Source organism: Streptomyces sp. NPDC005533 (assembly GCF_042871845.1).
Taxonomy (GTDB): Bacteria; Actinomycetota; Actinomycetes; order Streptomycetales; family Streptomycetaceae; genus Streptomyces.
The window spans coordinates 47,749-62,192 of record NZ_JBIAJH010000005.1 but is presented as its reverse complement, the minus strand read 5'-3'; the positions used below and the strand labels follow the sequence as shown (position 1 = coordinate 62,192).

Below are 14,444 nucleotides of genomic sequence, written 5' to 3'. Positions count from 1 at the left end.
GCAGCCGGAACTGCTCTTTTCCCGCCCCTACTTGTTCGACGCACTGCTCGCCGAACTCGACGGCTCGGCGGCGTACGGATCGCGTACGGGCACGCGCTCACCGACGCGCTCGTCGGACTGCTCCCCGGCTGAGGGCCGGTGGCGGGCGCGCTGATCCGACCGGGCGAGGGGCAGTGGCGCACCAGCGCAACGTGAGTACGCTGCTACACATGACGGCGCACCCACCGGGTCCGTTCTGGACGGGCCGGGCCTCCAACCGCGTGCAGTGGCTGCTCGCAGCGGCCGGCGCGGCCTGTCTGGCGCTCGGCATCGAGCTCGCCGTCGACAACGCCTGGTCCTCCGGCTTCGTCCCGCTCCTCATGGCGGTGGCCGGCTGCCTCGCCGCCGGGCTGCTCATCCTCTTCGGCACGCTCGCCTTCGTGCACGTCGCCGTCACCATCGACTCCGAAGCCCTGATCGTGCGCTGCGGCCACGTGGGGCTGCCGCGCCGCACCATCCGGCTCACCGAGGTGACCTCCGCCGAGTTCCTTCCGCGGATCACCCCGCAGCAGTGGGGCGGCTGGGGCTACCGCTGGCGCCCCGAGAAGGGGACCGCGGTGATCGTCCGCCGGGGCGAGGGCCTGGAACTGCGCCTGGGCGACGGCAAGCTCTTCACGGTGACCGTCGACGACGCGGAGGACGCCGTCCGCGTCATCCGCACCCACCTGCGCACGCTCGCCCGCTAGGCCGCTCGCCCGCTTCCCGCCGGCCGCCTCAGACGCGGTGGATGCGTTCGACGCCGTACCAGTTCGAGACGCAGGCGGCGACCCAGTCCCGCTCGTAGTCCTCGGTGAAGAAGGGCTCGGACAGGACCCCGATGTACAGGGGCCGGTAGCCCACGTCCGTGGCGCCCTGCGCGGTCTCGGCGAGGATGCGCGAGTTCTGGGCGTCCCAGGCCACCGAGCGGGCGACCGTCGTGGTGGTGAGGCCCCGGACGCTCGGGACGAGCGCGGTCACCGAGGCCAGCGCCAGGCAGGCCGCCGCCACGCCGGCGGTCGCGAGGGACGCGTCGGCGGAGCGGCGGTCGGCGAGCCACCGCCCGCCCCGGGCGCCGAGCAGTGCGCCGTAGCCGCAGAGCGCGAGCTCCATCGGCACGATGAAGTTCGTCCAGGCGCGGCCGAAGGTCCACCCGTTCGGGCCGTAGCCGCTGTGCAGCCCCACGACCACCGCGAACGACCCCAGCACCACCACCGGGACGGGCAGCAGCAGCACGGCGGTCAACGCCCGGCGCGGGACGGGCCGGCGCGGCTCCCGCTTTCCGGCCGCCTGCCCGCGCACGCAGCACGCCAGGCCCAACAGGACGCCGACGGCCGCGGCTCCGAGGTACGCCCACTGTCCGGTGACGACGTCCCACACGCGCAGCCAGTCCGCGAAGGCACCCCGGAGTTCCCCCGCGGAGAGCATGGACTCCTGGTCCAGCCGCTGGGCCCGCCGCCAGCGGGCGCCCGGGGAGGTGTACAGCACGGCCATGCCGAGGACGAGGCCGCAGCACCACACCAGGCACCAGCCGGCCGGGAGCCAGTTCCGCGCCAGACCGAACCGGGGCACGCAGACCAGCCCGACCAGGCCGGCGAGCAGGGCGCTGACGAGGGTGAACGGCTCGCTCAGGGTGCCGAGCGCGAAGGCGATGAGGAACGCCGAGACGAAGCCGGTCACGCGGGCGGCGCCGCGGGGGCGGCGCACGGTCCACAGGGCCAGCAGGACCGCCCACACGCCGATGACGCTCGGCAGGGTGTGCGAGATCGTCGCCGGGGCCCACAGCAGCACCTGGTAGCTGTGGGTGCCCGCGAAGTAGATGAGCGCCTGGACGACCAGGGCGCAGGCGGTCAGGACCAGCAGCCGGGGTCTGCCGCCGAGCAACCGGACGAGCTCACGCCCCAACAGGACCAGACCGACGGTGAAGAAGACGACGATGACCGTCGGCAGGACCTTGGTGCCGGCCGGTCCGTCGCCGTAGACGACGCCGCTCAGGAAGGCGTTGGCGATCCTGCCGTTCTGGGTCCGGTAGAAGTCGGACGTGATGCCGAGGACCCCCAGGTCGCGGGTCTTCCACGCGGCGCACCAGTCGTCGGACGTGGGCCGCACGTAGAGACCGAGGAAGCAACCGACGGCGACCAGGGTCCCGGCCGCCGCGACGAGCGTCGCCCCGGCCGCCCGGAAGACCCTGCGCAGGGCGGGGCGGGGACCCGTTCCCCCGCCCTCCGCGGGACCGGGGGCCCGGACGTCCTCGTCCTCCATCGCAGCCGTGCTCATTCACCACCTCTTCGCGGTGGGGACCCCGCGGCGGGGACCCGGGAACCCCCATCGTGTGCACGGCCCGCCGCCCCCTGCATCCCGGGTGGGCCTGGACGGGCGAGTACGGAGCGGCCCGGCACCCGACGGGACGGGAGGACGCGCCGCCCTCGGTCACCCGGGCGGCGGGCGTTCCGTGGCAGCCGCCGCCCGGTTCTCCCAGGATGGGGAAGCCGGGTCCGCACGGACCCGGGGCCGGCGGAGGGAGTGGCGATGCCCGGTGTCCTCGGCTGCTGGGCGGTCGCCACGGCGGCCTTCGCGAGCTTCGCCGTCCCCCTGTGTCCCGTGGGCAGTCACGCGCCCCTGTCGGCCCTCGTCGCGCCCACCGTCGGCCTGCTCTCCAACACGACCGCCGCCGAAGGGGTTCCGCCGGCCGTCGCCGAGGGTGCGCGGTACGTCGACGGGAGCAACGTCCTGCTGCTGGCGTCGGGCCGGTGGAAGTACCTGCCCGCCGGCCGGAAGACGTCGCTCGTGGTCCCCGACGGCCATCCGCCGGCCGTGGGGCAGATCGCACAGAGCCGCGCCTGGCTGGCCTCCGGCCGGGTGCCCGGCAGGTCCGCGGCCCAGCGCGCGGCGGCCGAGCGGGCCCTCCTCGCGATGCGCGCCCTGCTGCGGCCCAACGGCGCCGTGGCCGCGGGGTGGAGCCCGGGCTGGCAGTACTCCTGGCCGCGCGACTCCAGCTTCGCCTCCGCCGCGTTCGCGCACACCGGCCATGACGCGGAGGCCTACCGGATCCTGCGCTACAGCGCCGCGACCCAGCGCGCGGACGGCACGTGGGAGGCGCGGACGAGGCTCGACGCCTCCGGGCCGCCCGACGGCAGGTGGTGGCAGCTCGACGCCAACGGCTGGGTTCCGTGGGCCACCTGGCAGTGGTACCGGACGGCCCCCTCGGACACCCGCCGCCTTCGGCTGGCCGCCCTTTATCCGATGATCCGCAAAGCGGCCGACCGCGCGGCGGCCTCCCTGCGGGCGGACGGCCTGCCGCCGGCCTCCCCCGACTACTGGGAGCTGACGACGGCCACCACGAACATCGGTACGGCCGCACCGCTGCTCGCCGGCCTCAACGCCTCCGCCGACCTCGCCCGGGAGGTGAACCGGCCGGACGACGCGGCGCGCTGGGCCCGGGCCGCGCGGCGGTTGTCGGCCGGGATCTCCGCGCGGTTCGCTCCGCTGGGGTACCAGCGCACCGTCGACGGACGGCACGGCCGCGACAGCGCGGTGACGTTCATGGCGCCCCCCTTCAACACGGCGCCCGCCGGTCTGCCCGGGGCGCTGGACGCCACGTACCGGGCGCTGCTCCTGCCCAACGGGGGCCTGACCCCCGGCAACGACGCCACGGCGCCCTGGGGCGGGAACGCCTGGACGCCCAGTACGGCGCTCTTCGCGCTCGCCTGGGCCGCCACGGGGCGGCCCGCGAAGGCCGCACCGGTGCTCGACTGGTTGCTGGCCAAGCGGAACGCGCTCGGTGAACTGCCGGAGAAGGTGGACAAGGAGGGCAGGCCCGCCTCGGTGGCTCCGCTCGCGTGGACGGGCTCGATCGCCGTCCTGGCCCTCGTGGCCCTCGACGGCACGGCGCTCCCCGCCCCGCCCCCGCCGTCTTGAGGCAGGCTCAGACCGGGTCCGTGCCGTCGCCCGGCGGCGGTGTGGTGCGCAGCCGCTCCAGTGCGGCCAGCAGGTGCCGGTAGGCGTGCCGTTCGGCCGCCACCGCCCGGCCGAGCGGCGGGTGGTGCGGATCACGCAGCGAGCGGGCCCGCGCCGCGGCCGCGAGCCGGAGCCGCCTCGCCCGGTCCACCTCGTTCCGGGCCGCGAGGTACGCGTCGTCGAGGAGCCGGTGGTCGAGGACCTCGGCGAAGGCGCGCTCCGCCAGGGCGTCGAGCCGGTCGAGGCCGTCGGAGCAGCTCGCGGGGGTCTGCCCGGCGCAGCTTTCGTCGAGGGCCCGGGACAGCGATCCGACGGTCGCGCCGAGCTCCGGATACCCCCACGTCGGCGCCGCGTCGTTCCGGCACCCGGTGGCGAGGGCCAGCAACACGGCGGCGCAGGCCACGGCGCGGACCCTTCCCGGTCCCGCGCTCCCGCGCGCGGTGGAGCAAGCGGTCATGGGAGCTCCGATCACCGGCGCTGGGCCGGTCAGCCGGTCAGCCCGTCGGGAGCCGGCCGCGGCCGCGTCCCGACGTGGTGCCCGCCATCGTCGCCCGCCCCGGTCGGCGCTGCCACCCGGAGCCGCGGGAGCGAGAGGTTCAGCGCCCGGCCTGTACCACCGTCGAGGGCTGGACGGCGTGGTGCCACGGGGTGGAGGGCGGGCGGCTGCCGGGGGCCTCGGATCCGGCCGGGGGAGCCGTCGTGACGTGGAGAGCGGCGTCCAGGCCGAGGGCCGCGGCGAGGACCGTGCCGTCCGGCTCCGCCACGGCCGCCGGTGCGCCCGTGTAGAGCATCTGGGACTCGTACCAGGACGGCGCGTCGCCCGGGCCCGACACGCCGATCGTGCCCGTGCCGGCGCGGCCGGCCAGCAGCCCGCCCGTCACGCCGACGGCGCCGTAGCCGCCCTCGCCGCCCGCCTCGGTGACCGGGGAGAACGTCGGCGCGGGCCCGCCCGCGCGGGCCAGGCTCGTACCGACCGTGCCGGTGCCGGGGTGGCGGAACCAGAGGCGGACCACGTCGCCCTGCGGGCTCGCCGAGAGCGGACCGGTGGTCGCCGGCAGACCGGTCGGGAGGGGGCCGCCGGACGGGGCGTCCGGCGTCGGCTGGACCCAGGCCAGTACGGACTGGGCCGTGGCGGCGTAGACGTGGCGCCGTCCCGCCGCGTCGGTCGCGGTGACCGGGTCGCCCTGCAGCGCGGCGCCGCCGAGGGACCGCCACGCGCCGAAGGCGCCGTCCGGGGCGTCCTGCGCGCGGGCGCGCAGGGTGCGCCCGGAGTCGCGTACGTAGAGGGTCATCCGGCCCGCGCGGTCCACGGCCACGGCCGGCGCGCTGATCGCCGAGGTGCCGGATATGTCGTCCGTGTCGGGGGTACCGAGCGACTGCCACGGGCCGAAGGCGCCGCCCGGCGCGCTCTGGACGGCGTACACGACGTCGCGTGCGTACTCCTGGGGTGCGGTGCCCAGGGTGGTGCGGGTGCCGAAGACCGCGATCCTGCCGTCGGGGAGGCGGACGGAGGCCGCGCCGGCGTCAATCCCGGCGCCGGGGAGGAACTCGGGGCCGCGCCAGGCGGCCTCGGGGCCGCTGCGCGACCAGTACGCCATCCGGCCGTCGAGGACGGCGAAGGCCCACAGCCGTCCGGACGCGCCTTCGGTCATCCAGGAGGTCCCGTCGCCCCGGCTGTAGCGGATGGTCTGGTTCCAGCCGGCGCCGGTGGGCCGGGTCGCGGTCTTGCGGTCGCCGCAGCCGGCGGCGCTGCCGCACCAGTCCTGGTGGTCGGTCCAGGCGTAGGTCTTGAGGTAGCCGAGCTTCTCCTCGGCCGCCTGCGGATCGAGCGTCGGGGGCAGGGAGCTGTTGGGATAGCTCACGTAGTTCTGCACCGAGAAGTGCGGCCGGTCCGTGGAGCGCGCGTAGCGTTCGGCCGCGGCCTGCACGAAGCGGGCGCCGTACATGTGGTCCTGGTGGTCGAGGAAGGCCCCGCCGCCCTGCGCCCGGCCGGGCGTGGGGTCCTGCGTCCGTATCGTCGTCGGCCGGAACCGCGCGAAGACGTCCGCTATGGCCTCGACGGCCTGGTCCTTCGTGTACGAGAACCCGCTCTTGACCGGCGTCCCGGAGGTCAGCTGGGAGCCCAGGGCGGGCACCTTGCCGTCCCACAGGCCGCGCAGGCTGTCCGGGTTGTCGCCGGAGATGCTGCGGGCCTCACGGAGCTGCATCCATATGAGGTTGACCTCGGGCCGGGCGACGAGCACGTCCACCTCGGCGCTCCCGCCGCCGGTGGTGGGTATCGAGGTGCGCTGCCAGGCGCTGGTGCGGTCGCCGGTGGCCATCTGGGCGTAGGCGGCCCGGATGCCGTTCTGCCGGGCCTCCGCGTAGGCGGCGTGGTCGGCGGGGCGTGCCGGGTCCTCCAGGTGCGGGCTGTGGGCCTCGTTCCTGCCGTCGGACTCGCCCGAGGTCAGGTACACCGTGGCGACCTTCACGCCCGTCGATATGGAACGGCTCAGGTCGGGGTTCATGAAGAAGAGGTCATCGTCGGGGTGGGCCACGACGTGGAGGACCGTGCCTTCGGTCACACTCGGCCGGACGGCCGCCTCGGGAGCCGCCGGCTCCGGTGCGTTCCCGTATCCGTAGGCCCAGGTGGTCACCCCGGCGGCGCCGATGGTGAGCGCGGTGAGCAGGGCCGCGAGGCGGGTGCGGCTGGCCAGGGACATGTACGACGCCTTGGGGATCGGTCCGGTGCGGAATTCCGCCGTGGGGGTGAGTCGGTGTCCCGATGGCTCCACCGCTTCCGGAGACGACCGGCCCCGATTATGCCCCGCGCGTTTGCGACTGACACACCCTCAAACGGCATATGGAATAAGTCGAGTTGAATGCGGCCTATGTGCTGGATATCCCATTTGTCACTACTTGGGTGGTGGTCATGGCGGGCCCGGACCGGCCCGGCCGCTTACCCGTGTCCGAGGCGCGGGGACGTACACTCCGCCAGATGAGCAGCAGTGTCACCCGCGCGGCCGGGAACGAGCCCTCGCAGCCCGCCGACGGAGCCGCGGCCGAGGCCGCGCCGCCCCACGCCACAGCGCCCGGCGACGCCGCCGCGGCCCCCGCCCGGCGCGGGGGAGCCCGGCTGGTGCGCTCCGTGCTCGCCGCCCTCTCCGGTGTGCTGCTCTACCTCAGCTTCCCGCCCCGCCCCCTGTGGTGGCTGGCCCCTCTCGCCATCGCCCTGCTCGCCGGCTGCCTCCACGGCCGCCGCGCCCGGGCCGGATTCGGCCTCGGCTTCCTCGCCGGCCTCGGCTTCCTGCTGCCGCTCCTCGTCTGGACCGGCGAGGAGGTCGGCCCCGTGCCCTGGCTGGCACTGGTCGCCCTCGAAGCCCTCCTGATCGGCCTCACCGGCCTCGGCATCGCCCTCGTCAGCCGGCTCCCGGCCTGGCCGCTGTTCGCCGCCGCCGTCTGGGTCGCGGGCGAGGCCCTGCGCGCCCGGGCGCCCTTCGGCGGGTTCCCCTGGGGCAAGCTCGCCTTCGGGCAGGCCGACGGCGTCTTCACCCCGCTCGCCGCGCTCGGCGGCACCCCGCTGCTCTCCTTCGGCGTCGCCCTCTGCGGATTCGGCCTCTACGAAGCCGTGCGCACCGCCCGCCGGCACCCCGGCCGCACGACCGCCGCGCTGACCGCGCTCACCATCGCCGCACCGATCGGCGCCGGACTCGCCGCCCGCCCGCTCGTCTCCGACGCGGCCGAGGACGGCACCGTCGTGGCCGCCGTCATCCAGGGCAACGTGCCGCGCCTCGGCCTCGACTTCAACTCCCAGCGCCGCGCCGTCCTCGACAACCACGTCAAGCGCACCATCCAGCTCGCCGAGGACGTCAAGGCCGGCCGCGCGCCGAAGCCGGACTTCGTCGTCTGGCCGGAGAACTCCTCCGACCTCGACCCGTACGCCGAAGCCGACGCCCGCGCCGTCATCGACGAAGCGGTCAAGGCCATCGGCGTGCCCGTCGCGATCGGCGCCGTCGTGTCCCCGGAGACGGGTCCGCTGCGCAACACGATGATCCTCTGGGATCCGGTCGCGGGCCCCACCGCGACCTACGACAAGCGCAAGATCCAGCCCTTCGGCGAGCGCATCCCGATGCGCTCCTTCGTCCGGCTCTTCAGCGCCGACGTGGACCGGGTGCGCCGGGACTTCGGCCCCGGCAAGGACCCCGGGGTCTTCGACATGGCCGGCAGCGGCGTGGGCATGGTCACCTGCTTCGAGGCCGCCTTCGACGACGCCGTCCGCTCCACCGTCCGGGACGGTGCCCAGGTGATCGCCGTGCCGAGCAACAACGCCACGTTCGGCCGGACCCAGATGACCTACCAGCAGCTGGCCATGGACCGGATCCGCGCCGTCGAGCACAGCCGGACCGTCCTCGTCCCCGTCACCAGCGGAGTCAGCGCGGTCATCCGCCCCGACGGCAGGATCACGGCGCAGACGAGGATGTTCACCGCGGACGCCCTGGTCGCCGAGATCCCGCTGCGCTCCACCCGCACCCCGGCCACCGTCGTCGGACCGCTGCCCGAGTACGCACTGCTCCTCCTCGCCGCGGGCGGCTTCGGCCTGCTCCTGGCCCGACGGACCCGCGCGCGCCGGGCGGAGTGAGACCGGGGCCGGCGCCCAGGGCCTCGTAGGGTCGGGGGATGACCACTCCCGATTTCATCCGCGCCATCCGCGCCACCGCCGGGCACCAGCTGCTCCTGCTCCCCGGGGTCACGGCCATCGTCCTCGACGACCTGGGCCGGGTGCTGCTCGGCCGGCGCTCCGACACCGGCCGGTGGGCCGTGATCGGCGGGATCGCCGAACCGGGGGAGCAGCCGGCCGAGACCGCCGTGCGCGAGGTGTTCGAGGAGACGGCGGTGCGCTGCGTCCCCGAGCGCGTGGTGCTCGTCCAGATGCTGGAGCCGATCACCTACCCCAACGGCGACCTCTGCCAGTTCCAGGACATCACCTTCCGCTGCCGCGCGATCGGCGGCGAGGCGCGGGCCAACGACCACGAGTCCCTCGAAGTGGCGTGGTTCGAGGTGGACGCGCTGCCGCCGCTGGACCCCTTCGCCCTGGACCGGATCCACCGCGCCCTGCGCGAGGAGCCCACCTGGTTCGCGGCGCCCGCGGGGATCCCGGAATAGGACGTGTCCGGCAAACCCGCCGGGTGTCGTCCGGCCCACCTGGGGGTGAGCGGGAACGCGCTGTAAGGTTCCGCAGATCCGACGGCGGTCATCGGACCGTCGTACTTTCACAAGGGGTGGTCGAGGGATGGGCGCGGGCAGTTCAGCCGGAGGGCCGCAACCGAGCGACGGCACGCGGGCCGGTGCCGGACACGACGGCCTGACGCGCAAGCGGGCCGCCGGCGGACGCCTGGCGGTCCTCGACGGCGTCCGGGTCCTCGCCGCGCTCTCCGTGCTCTTCTACCACTACGTGGTCCTCGACAGCGCCTGGGGCGAACCGACCGAGGGCGTCTTCCCGGCCGCCCACGGGTTCGCCGTCTACGGCTGGCTCGGCGTCGAGATCTTCTTCCTGGTCAGCGGCTTCGTCATCTGCATGAGCGCCTGGGGCCGGACCGTGGGCGACTTCGCGGTGTCCCGGATGTCCAGGCTGTTCCCCGCCTACTGGACGGCCGTGGCCTTCACCTCCGTCGTGCTGTTCAACTGGCCCGAGGTGCGGAGGATCAAGGCCGGTGACGCGGTGGTGAACCTGTCGATGCTGCAGGCCGGCATCGGGGTCCCGCACATCGACGACGTGTACTGGACCCTCTTCGTCGAGCTCAAGTTCTACGTCCTGTTCGCCGTCGTCGTCATGCGCGGCGTGACCTACCGCAACTGCGTCCTCTTCTGCGGGGTGTGGACCCTCGCCGGCGTGGTGGCCCCCGCCGTCGACAGCGGTGTGCTGTCCTTCTTCGCGGCGTCCTCCGCCTCCCCGTACTTCATCGCCGGCATAGCCTTCCACCTGATGCGGCGCTTCGGGCCGAACGCTGTCCTGTGGGCCGTCGTCGGCCTCCAGTTCCTCCTCGCCCAGCACCACGTGCACGACCGCATGACCGCCAGCCTGGGCCCCGCCGTCACCCAGCAGACACCCGCCTGGCCCGCCCACGTGATCATCCTGCTCGGCTTCACCCTCATGGCGGCGATAGCCCTCGGCGCCCTCGACGGCATCCGCTGGCGCTGGCTCCCGCACGCCGGGGCGATCACGTACCCGCTCTACCTGATCCACATGCTGGCCGGGCTGACCCTGATCCACCACTTCCGCCACGACGTGGCGCCCGTACCCCTGGCCGTCGGCGTCACCGCCCTCATGGTGCTGCTCGCCTGGCTCATCCACCGGTTCGTCGAACGCCCCCTGGGCCGCTTCCTGCGCGACCGGCTGCGGCGCGGCATCCAGGACATCCGCTCGGGCACCCCGGCCCCGACCCCGCTGCGACGGCTGCCCGCGCAGCCCTCCGCGCCCGAGGCGGAACGCATCCCGGCCGCCCGCTAGGCCGGGCTAACCGGCGTCGGCCGCCTCCCGGTACAGCTCCACCGCCTGGTCGCCCATCACCGCGCTGTACGAGATCTCCGGCACGCTCCCGCCGTCCTCGTGGCCGCCGAGCACCCCGGTCAGCGCGCCGTCCACCAGCCAGGGGCTGCCACTGGTGCCGCTGCTGAGGTCGGGGCAGCCGATCCGCCGCTGGGTCTCGGAGAACAGGTCGGTGGTGTTGGCGCAGCGCAGCGGTGACTCCAGGGTCCGCGGGTACCCGATGACCGTCACCGCGGCGTCGTCCGGCTGCTCGGCGGCGACAGGGAAGCCGCCCACGAGGTCCTCGACGGACCCGCTCTGCCCGCCGTCCACCGGTGCCACCGTCGCGAAGGCGATGTCGTCGTCCGGGTCCTGGTCCTCGGTCCAGCCCGGGGCGAGGTACACCCCGGTGAGCCTCCACAGGCCGTACGGGGCTTCGCCGTCCCGGTAGCCCGGGGCGAAGACGGTGGTGTACGGGCTCTCCAAGCAGTGCGCGGCCGTGGCGATCACGTCGCGGTCGTCGCTGCGCACCACGGCCGCGGTGCAGAAGTGCCCGCCGTCGAGCCCGTCCGCGAAGAGCGCGCCCACCCGGTCCGCCGTGGTGTCGGGCCGTGCCCACGCGGTGACCCCGAGCGGCGGTCCGGCCGCGGCGTCGGGCAGGTCCACGCCGAGCAGCGCCGCCATCGCGGTCAGCGCGAGCAGGATCCGTGACGCCCGCCGCGCACGGATGCGCCGGGCCGGCCGGGGGAGCATGCGGTGGATCATGTTTCCACCCTGCCCGCCGAACCTATGTCCGGAGCCCGGTGTTCCGTATGAATCCCCTGTGAATCCCGTGCACCCGGTGTGAAACTCGGACCGGCGGACCCCTACGGCTCACCGCGCCGCTCGTACACCGTCACCCGGCGGCCCCGCACCTGCCGGTCCTCCACCACCGCGAAGTGCTCCCGCAGGACCGCGGCCTTCGCCCTGTCGCGCTCCGCCGACGGGGCCCTCGCGACCTTCGCCGAATCCGTCACCAGCAGCACCCGCCGCTGCCCGAGCAGCGAAGCCCGGATCCGATCCGGTTCCGCCTCCTCGCCCTTGAGCGTCGCCGAGTCGACCGGGGTCCGGGCCAGCGCCAGGTCCGTCAGGCCCGTGAAGGCGCGGGGGGAGACCAGCGCGGTGTCCCGCCGCGCGGCCGGCACGAACAGCACCGCGTCCCCGTCCCGCTTCAGCAGGTCCACCTCGCCGGCCACCGCCAGGACGTCGTCGACGCGGCTGGCCGGAGCCCGCTTGCCCAGCTCCAGCGGCAGCAGGGCCACCACCGCCACCGCGATCACACCCGGCACGAGCAGCCCCGCCGCCCCCGGGAAGCGGGGCGTGCACGCCCGTACGGCCGCGCCCAGCCCGGCGCCGATCAGCAGCGCCAGACCCACCATCGAGAACAGCACGTACCGGTCCAGGAACAGCGGCTGGACCAGCGACAGCCCGATCAGCCCGAGCTGCGGCACCGCCAGCAGCGGCAGCCCCACCGCCGTCGCCGAGAGGCTCTTGCGGTCGGGCCGGTCCGCCCACGCGCCGAGCCCACCGACGGCGAGCAGGATCCCCGGGCCGATCAGCATGTGCCAGGTCAGCGGCGGTATCCACGACACCTGGTCCGACTGGCCCCGGCTGAACAGGATCAGCGGCAGCGCACCCGCCACCGCCGCCGAGCCGTACGCCGCCCAGCGCAGCAGGACCCCGCGCCCGGCCCGCACCCACCACAGGGTCGCCGCGTGCGCCGGCAGGACCAGCAGCGACAGCCAGTTCAGCAGGGCGCACACCAGCACCGTGAGCCCGTACGCCGTCCAGCGCGGCCAGCCCCGCCGCCCGGGCCCGCCCTCGACGAGCGAGACCAGCAGCAGGGTCGACAGTCCGGCCCCGGCCGCGACCAGCGCGTACGGCCGGCCCTCCTGCAGGTAGAACTGGACGGCCGGCAGCAGCCCGAGGGCCAGCCCGCCGCCGAGCCCCGCCCAGAAGCCCGCCAGCCGGCTCCCGAGCAGCGCCACGCACGTCGCGGCGGCGGCGACCGCCAGCACCGACGGGAGCCGTAGGGTGGTCGTACTCGCGCCGAAGACCTCGAAGAGCCCGTGCATCAGCAGGTAGTAGAGACCGTGCACGGCGTCGACGTTCCCGAGCATGCGCCATATCTCGCCGGCCGGCCGCCCCGCCACCTGCCAGGTCGCCGCCTCGTCCCGCCACACGCTGTCCTGCCGGGAGAGCCCCCACAGACCGAGCGCCAGGGTCCACAGGAACGGAACGAGCCGGAGGAGGAGCCCGCGTCGGGCCGCGGATATGTGGCAAAGCATGAAGGCGCTGGGATCCTCGGTCTGGTGTTCGGGCGGAAGCCACCAGTCTATGGACGACACGGACGGTTTCCGGACCGCCTGTTGTGCACGACGGAGCGTGATCGTCCGGTACTGCCGCCCCTAGCCTCGCCGCAGGAGCACGAACGAGGGGCGGTACCCGGTGAACTGGCTCATCCACGACTACCGCGAGAGCGATCTCGCAGCGGTGGTCCACCTGATCGACACGACGGCCGAGCTGGGCCAGGAGTCCGTCTTCTCGCTCGCCGAGTGCATCAGCGCCCTGACCGACCGGCAGCCCTGCGTGGTCGCCGTCCACCAGGGCGTCCCGATCGGCGCCGCGCTCGCCTGCGTCACCGGGGAGCGGGCCTGGGTCATGCGCATCGCGATCGCCGCGGGCTGGCGCGGCCGGGGCCTGGCCAGCGCCCTCCTCGTCGAGCTGGAGCGACGCCTCATCGCCGCCCGCGTCGGCCGCATCGCCTACGTCCTGCCCGAGGAGGACCTGCTCGGCGAGGGCCTGCTCAACGCCGGCTACACCCGGCAGCCCGCCGTCGCCTACTTCGAGAAGACCGAGCCCCTGCACGGCCCGGCCGCCGGACTCCTCGACGACCTCGGCGGCCGCTTCCTCCCCAACGACCTGTGGGCCAAGGTCGCCGGCATGGAGAAGGAGAAGGACCTCATCGAACGGCGCGTGGTGCTGCCGCTCGCCGAGCCCGAGCGGGCCGCCTCGCACGGGGTGCGGCCGCCGCGCGCGATCACCCTCTTCGGGCCGCCCGGCACCGGCAAGACCACCTTCGCCCGGGCCATCGCCTCCCGGCTCGGCTGGCCCTTCGTGGAACTGCTGCCCTCCCGCCTCGCCGACGAGGGCAACCTGGCCGCCGCGCTGCGCGACGCCTTCGCCCGGATCGCCGAGCTGGAGCGCGTACTCGTCTTCATCGACGAGGTGGAGGAGATCGCACCCGTGCGCACCGAGCCCGCGCAGCCCGGCGGGATCCACGGCGTGACGAACGAGCTGCTCAAGCTCATACCGGGCTTCCGGGAGGGCGACGAACGGCTGCTGGTGTGCGCCACCAACTCCATCCGCTCCCTCGACCCGGCCTTCCTGCGGCCCGGGCGCTTCGACTACCTGATCCCGATCGGCACCCCGGACGCCGGGGCGCGCGCCGCGATCTGGTCCCGCTACACGGCGGGGCGCGCGGACGTCGACGTGGCGGCCCTGGTGGCGGCGACCGAGCTGTTCACGCCGGCCGACATCGAGCACGCGGCCCGGATCGCGGCGCAGGTCTCCTTCGAACGGGACCTGGAGGCCGTGGGCGCGCGGGGCGCGGCCGCCGCGCAGCTGGGCGCGACCACGCAGGACTACCTGGCGGCGGTCCGGCAGTGCCGGCCGACGGTGACCCCGGCCATGACGGGCGAGTTCGAGGCGGACATCACGGCGCACGCCCGGTTCTGACCTCCGCCACGCCCCCACGGACTTCCGTCCCCCGGTTGCGGCGGGGGAGGGAACGCGGAACGGCCCGCGGCCACTCCCCGGAGCGGCCGCGGGCCTCCCGCACGCAATGGGCACCCGCGGAACCGGTGCGCGCTCTGCCCAACCGCCGAACTGCCCTGCCCGCTGCCGCCGGGCTCTTCTTCAGGGGCCG

11 protein-coding genes are annotated in these 14,444 nt (G+C 74.6%); 6 read left to right on the top strand and 5 right to left on the bottom strand.

Annotated features, from left to right (window positions below; genetic code table 11):
* Window positions 1–209: 209 nt before the first annotated feature.
* Window positions 210–725, top strand: coding sequence for a hypothetical protein (locus ACFYP3_RS06710; protein ID WP_388827826.1), 516 nt, complete (start codon window positions 210–212; stop codon window positions 723–725).
* A gap of 28 nt (window positions 726–753) precedes the next feature.
* Here ACFYP3_RS06710 and ACFYP3_RS06705 read toward each other — a convergent pair whose 3' ends face one another.
* Complete coding sequence (locus tag ACFYP3_RS06705) at window positions 754–2,292, bottom strand: hypothetical protein (protein ID WP_388827823.1); 1,539 nt, start codon at window positions 2,290–2,292, stop codon at window positions 754–756.
* Between the two features lie 252 nt (window positions 2,293–2,544).
* On the opposite strand from ACFYP3_RS06705, the gene ACFYP3_RS06700 reads away from it, so the two are divergent.
* A complete protein-coding gene (locus tag ACFYP3_RS06700) occupies window positions 2,545–3,933 on the top strand; it encodes a hypothetical protein (protein ID WP_388827820.1) in 1,389 nt (462 codons plus the stop codon).
* A 7-nt stretch (window positions 3,934–3,940) separates the two neighbouring features.
* Here ACFYP3_RS06700 and ACFYP3_RS06695 read toward each other — a convergent pair whose 3' ends face one another.
* Both ACFYP3_RS06695 and ACFYP3_RS06690 read right to left on the bottom strand, forming a co-directional pair.
* On the bottom strand, window positions 3,941–4,429 hold the full coding sequence (locus tag ACFYP3_RS06695; protein WP_388827817.1) for a hypothetical protein: 489 nt from the start codon (window positions 4,427–4,429) through the stop codon (window positions 3,941–3,943).
* 139 nt (window positions 4,430–4,568) lie between these two features.
* Window positions 4,569–6,674, bottom strand: a complete 2,106-nt coding sequence (locus ACFYP3_RS06690; RefSeq protein ID WP_388827815.1) for a PIG-L family deacetylase — start codon at window positions 6,672–6,674, stop codon at window positions 4,569–4,571.
* Window positions 6,675–6,949: 275 nt separating this feature from the next.
* Here ACFYP3_RS06690 and lnt point away from each other — a divergent pair, with 275 nt between their 5' ends.
* From lnt to ACFYP3_RS06675, 3 genes are all read left to right on the top strand, one after another.
* On the top strand, window positions 6,950–8,590 hold the full coding sequence (gene lnt, locus ACFYP3_RS06685) for an apolipoprotein N-acyltransferase (RefSeq protein ID WP_388827812.1): 1,641 nt from the start codon (window positions 6,950–6,952) through the stop codon (window positions 8,588–8,590).
* Window positions 8,591–8,628: 38 nt separating this feature from the next.
* Window positions 8,629–9,114, top strand: coding sequence for an NUDIX domain-containing protein (locus ACFYP3_RS06680; RefSeq protein WP_388827809.1), 486 nt, complete (start codon window positions 8,629–8,631; stop codon window positions 9,112–9,114).
* 127 nt (window positions 9,115–9,241) lie between these two features.
* Entirely contained in the window at window positions 9,242–10,459 is a 1,218-nt protein-coding gene (locus ACFYP3_RS06675) for an acyltransferase family protein (RefSeq protein WP_388827806.1), read from the top strand.
* Window positions 10,460–10,465: 6 nt separating this feature from the next.
* Here the strand turns inward: ACFYP3_RS06675 and ACFYP3_RS06670 are convergent, their stop codons facing one another.
* Both ACFYP3_RS06670 and ACFYP3_RS06665 read right to left on the bottom strand, forming a co-directional pair.
* Window positions 10,466–11,242: a trypsin-like serine peptidase gene (locus tag ACFYP3_RS06670; protein ID WP_388827803.1), complete on the bottom strand. Its 777-nt coding sequence runs from the start codon at window positions 11,240–11,242 to the stop codon at window positions 10,466–10,468.
* 101 nt (window positions 11,243–11,343) lie between these two features.
* Window positions 11,344–12,804 (bottom strand): hypothetical protein, encoded by a 1,461-nt coding sequence (locus ACFYP3_RS06665; protein ID WP_388828345.1) that lies wholly within the window; start codon window positions 12,802–12,804, stop codon window positions 11,344–11,346.
* A 160-nt stretch (window positions 12,805–12,964) separates the two neighbouring features.
* Here ACFYP3_RS06665 and ACFYP3_RS06660 point away from each other — a divergent pair, with 160 nt between their 5' ends.
* On the top strand, window positions 12,965–14,254 hold the full coding sequence (locus ACFYP3_RS06660; protein ID WP_388827800.1) for an ATP-binding protein: 1,290 nt from the start codon (window positions 12,965–12,967) through the stop codon (window positions 14,252–14,254).
* Window positions 14,255–14,444 lie beyond the last annotated feature (190 nt).

What these genes read in the sequence shown, in the direction of transcription:
- lnt (WP_388827812.1), top strand. Translation starts at nt 6,950, where the DNA reads ATGAGCAGCAGTGTCACCCGCGCGGCCGGGAACGAGCCCTCGCAGCCC.
- ACFYP3_RS06665 (WP_388828345.1), bottom strand. Translation starts at nt 12,804, where the DNA reads ATGCTTTGCCACATATCCGCGGCCCGACGCGGGCTCCTCCTCCGGCTC.
- ACFYP3_RS06710 (WP_388827826.1), top strand. Translation starts at nt 210, where the DNA reads ATGACGGCGCACCCACCGGGTCCGTTCTGGACGGGCCGGGCCTCCAAC.
- ACFYP3_RS06670 (WP_388827803.1), bottom strand. Translation starts at nt 11,242, where the DNA reads ATGATCCACCGCATGCTCCCCCGGCCGGCCCGGCGCATCCGTGCGCGG.
- ACFYP3_RS06700 (WP_388827820.1), top strand. Translation starts at nt 2,545, where the DNA reads ATGCCCGGTGTCCTCGGCTGCTGGGCGGTCGCCACGGCGGCCTTCGCG.
- ACFYP3_RS06690 (WP_388827815.1), bottom strand. Translation starts at nt 6,674, where the DNA reads ATGTCCCTGGCCAGCCGCACCCGCCTCGCGGCCCTGCTCACCGCGCTC.
- ACFYP3_RS06705 (WP_388827823.1), bottom strand. Translation starts at nt 2,292, where the DNA reads ATGAGCACGGCTGCGATGGAGGACGAGGACGTCCGGGCCCCCGGTCCC.
- ACFYP3_RS06680 (WP_388827809.1), top strand. Translation starts at nt 8,629, where the DNA reads ATGACCACTCCCGATTTCATCCGCGCCATCCGCGCCACCGCCGGGCAC.
- ACFYP3_RS06695 (WP_388827817.1), bottom strand. Translation starts at nt 4,429, where the DNA reads ATGACCGCTTGCTCCACCGCGCGCGGGAGCGCGGGACCGGGAAGGGTC.
- ACFYP3_RS06675 (WP_388827806.1), top strand. Translation starts at nt 9,242, where the DNA reads ATGGGCGCGGGCAGTTCAGCCGGAGGGCCGCAACCGAGCGACGGCACG.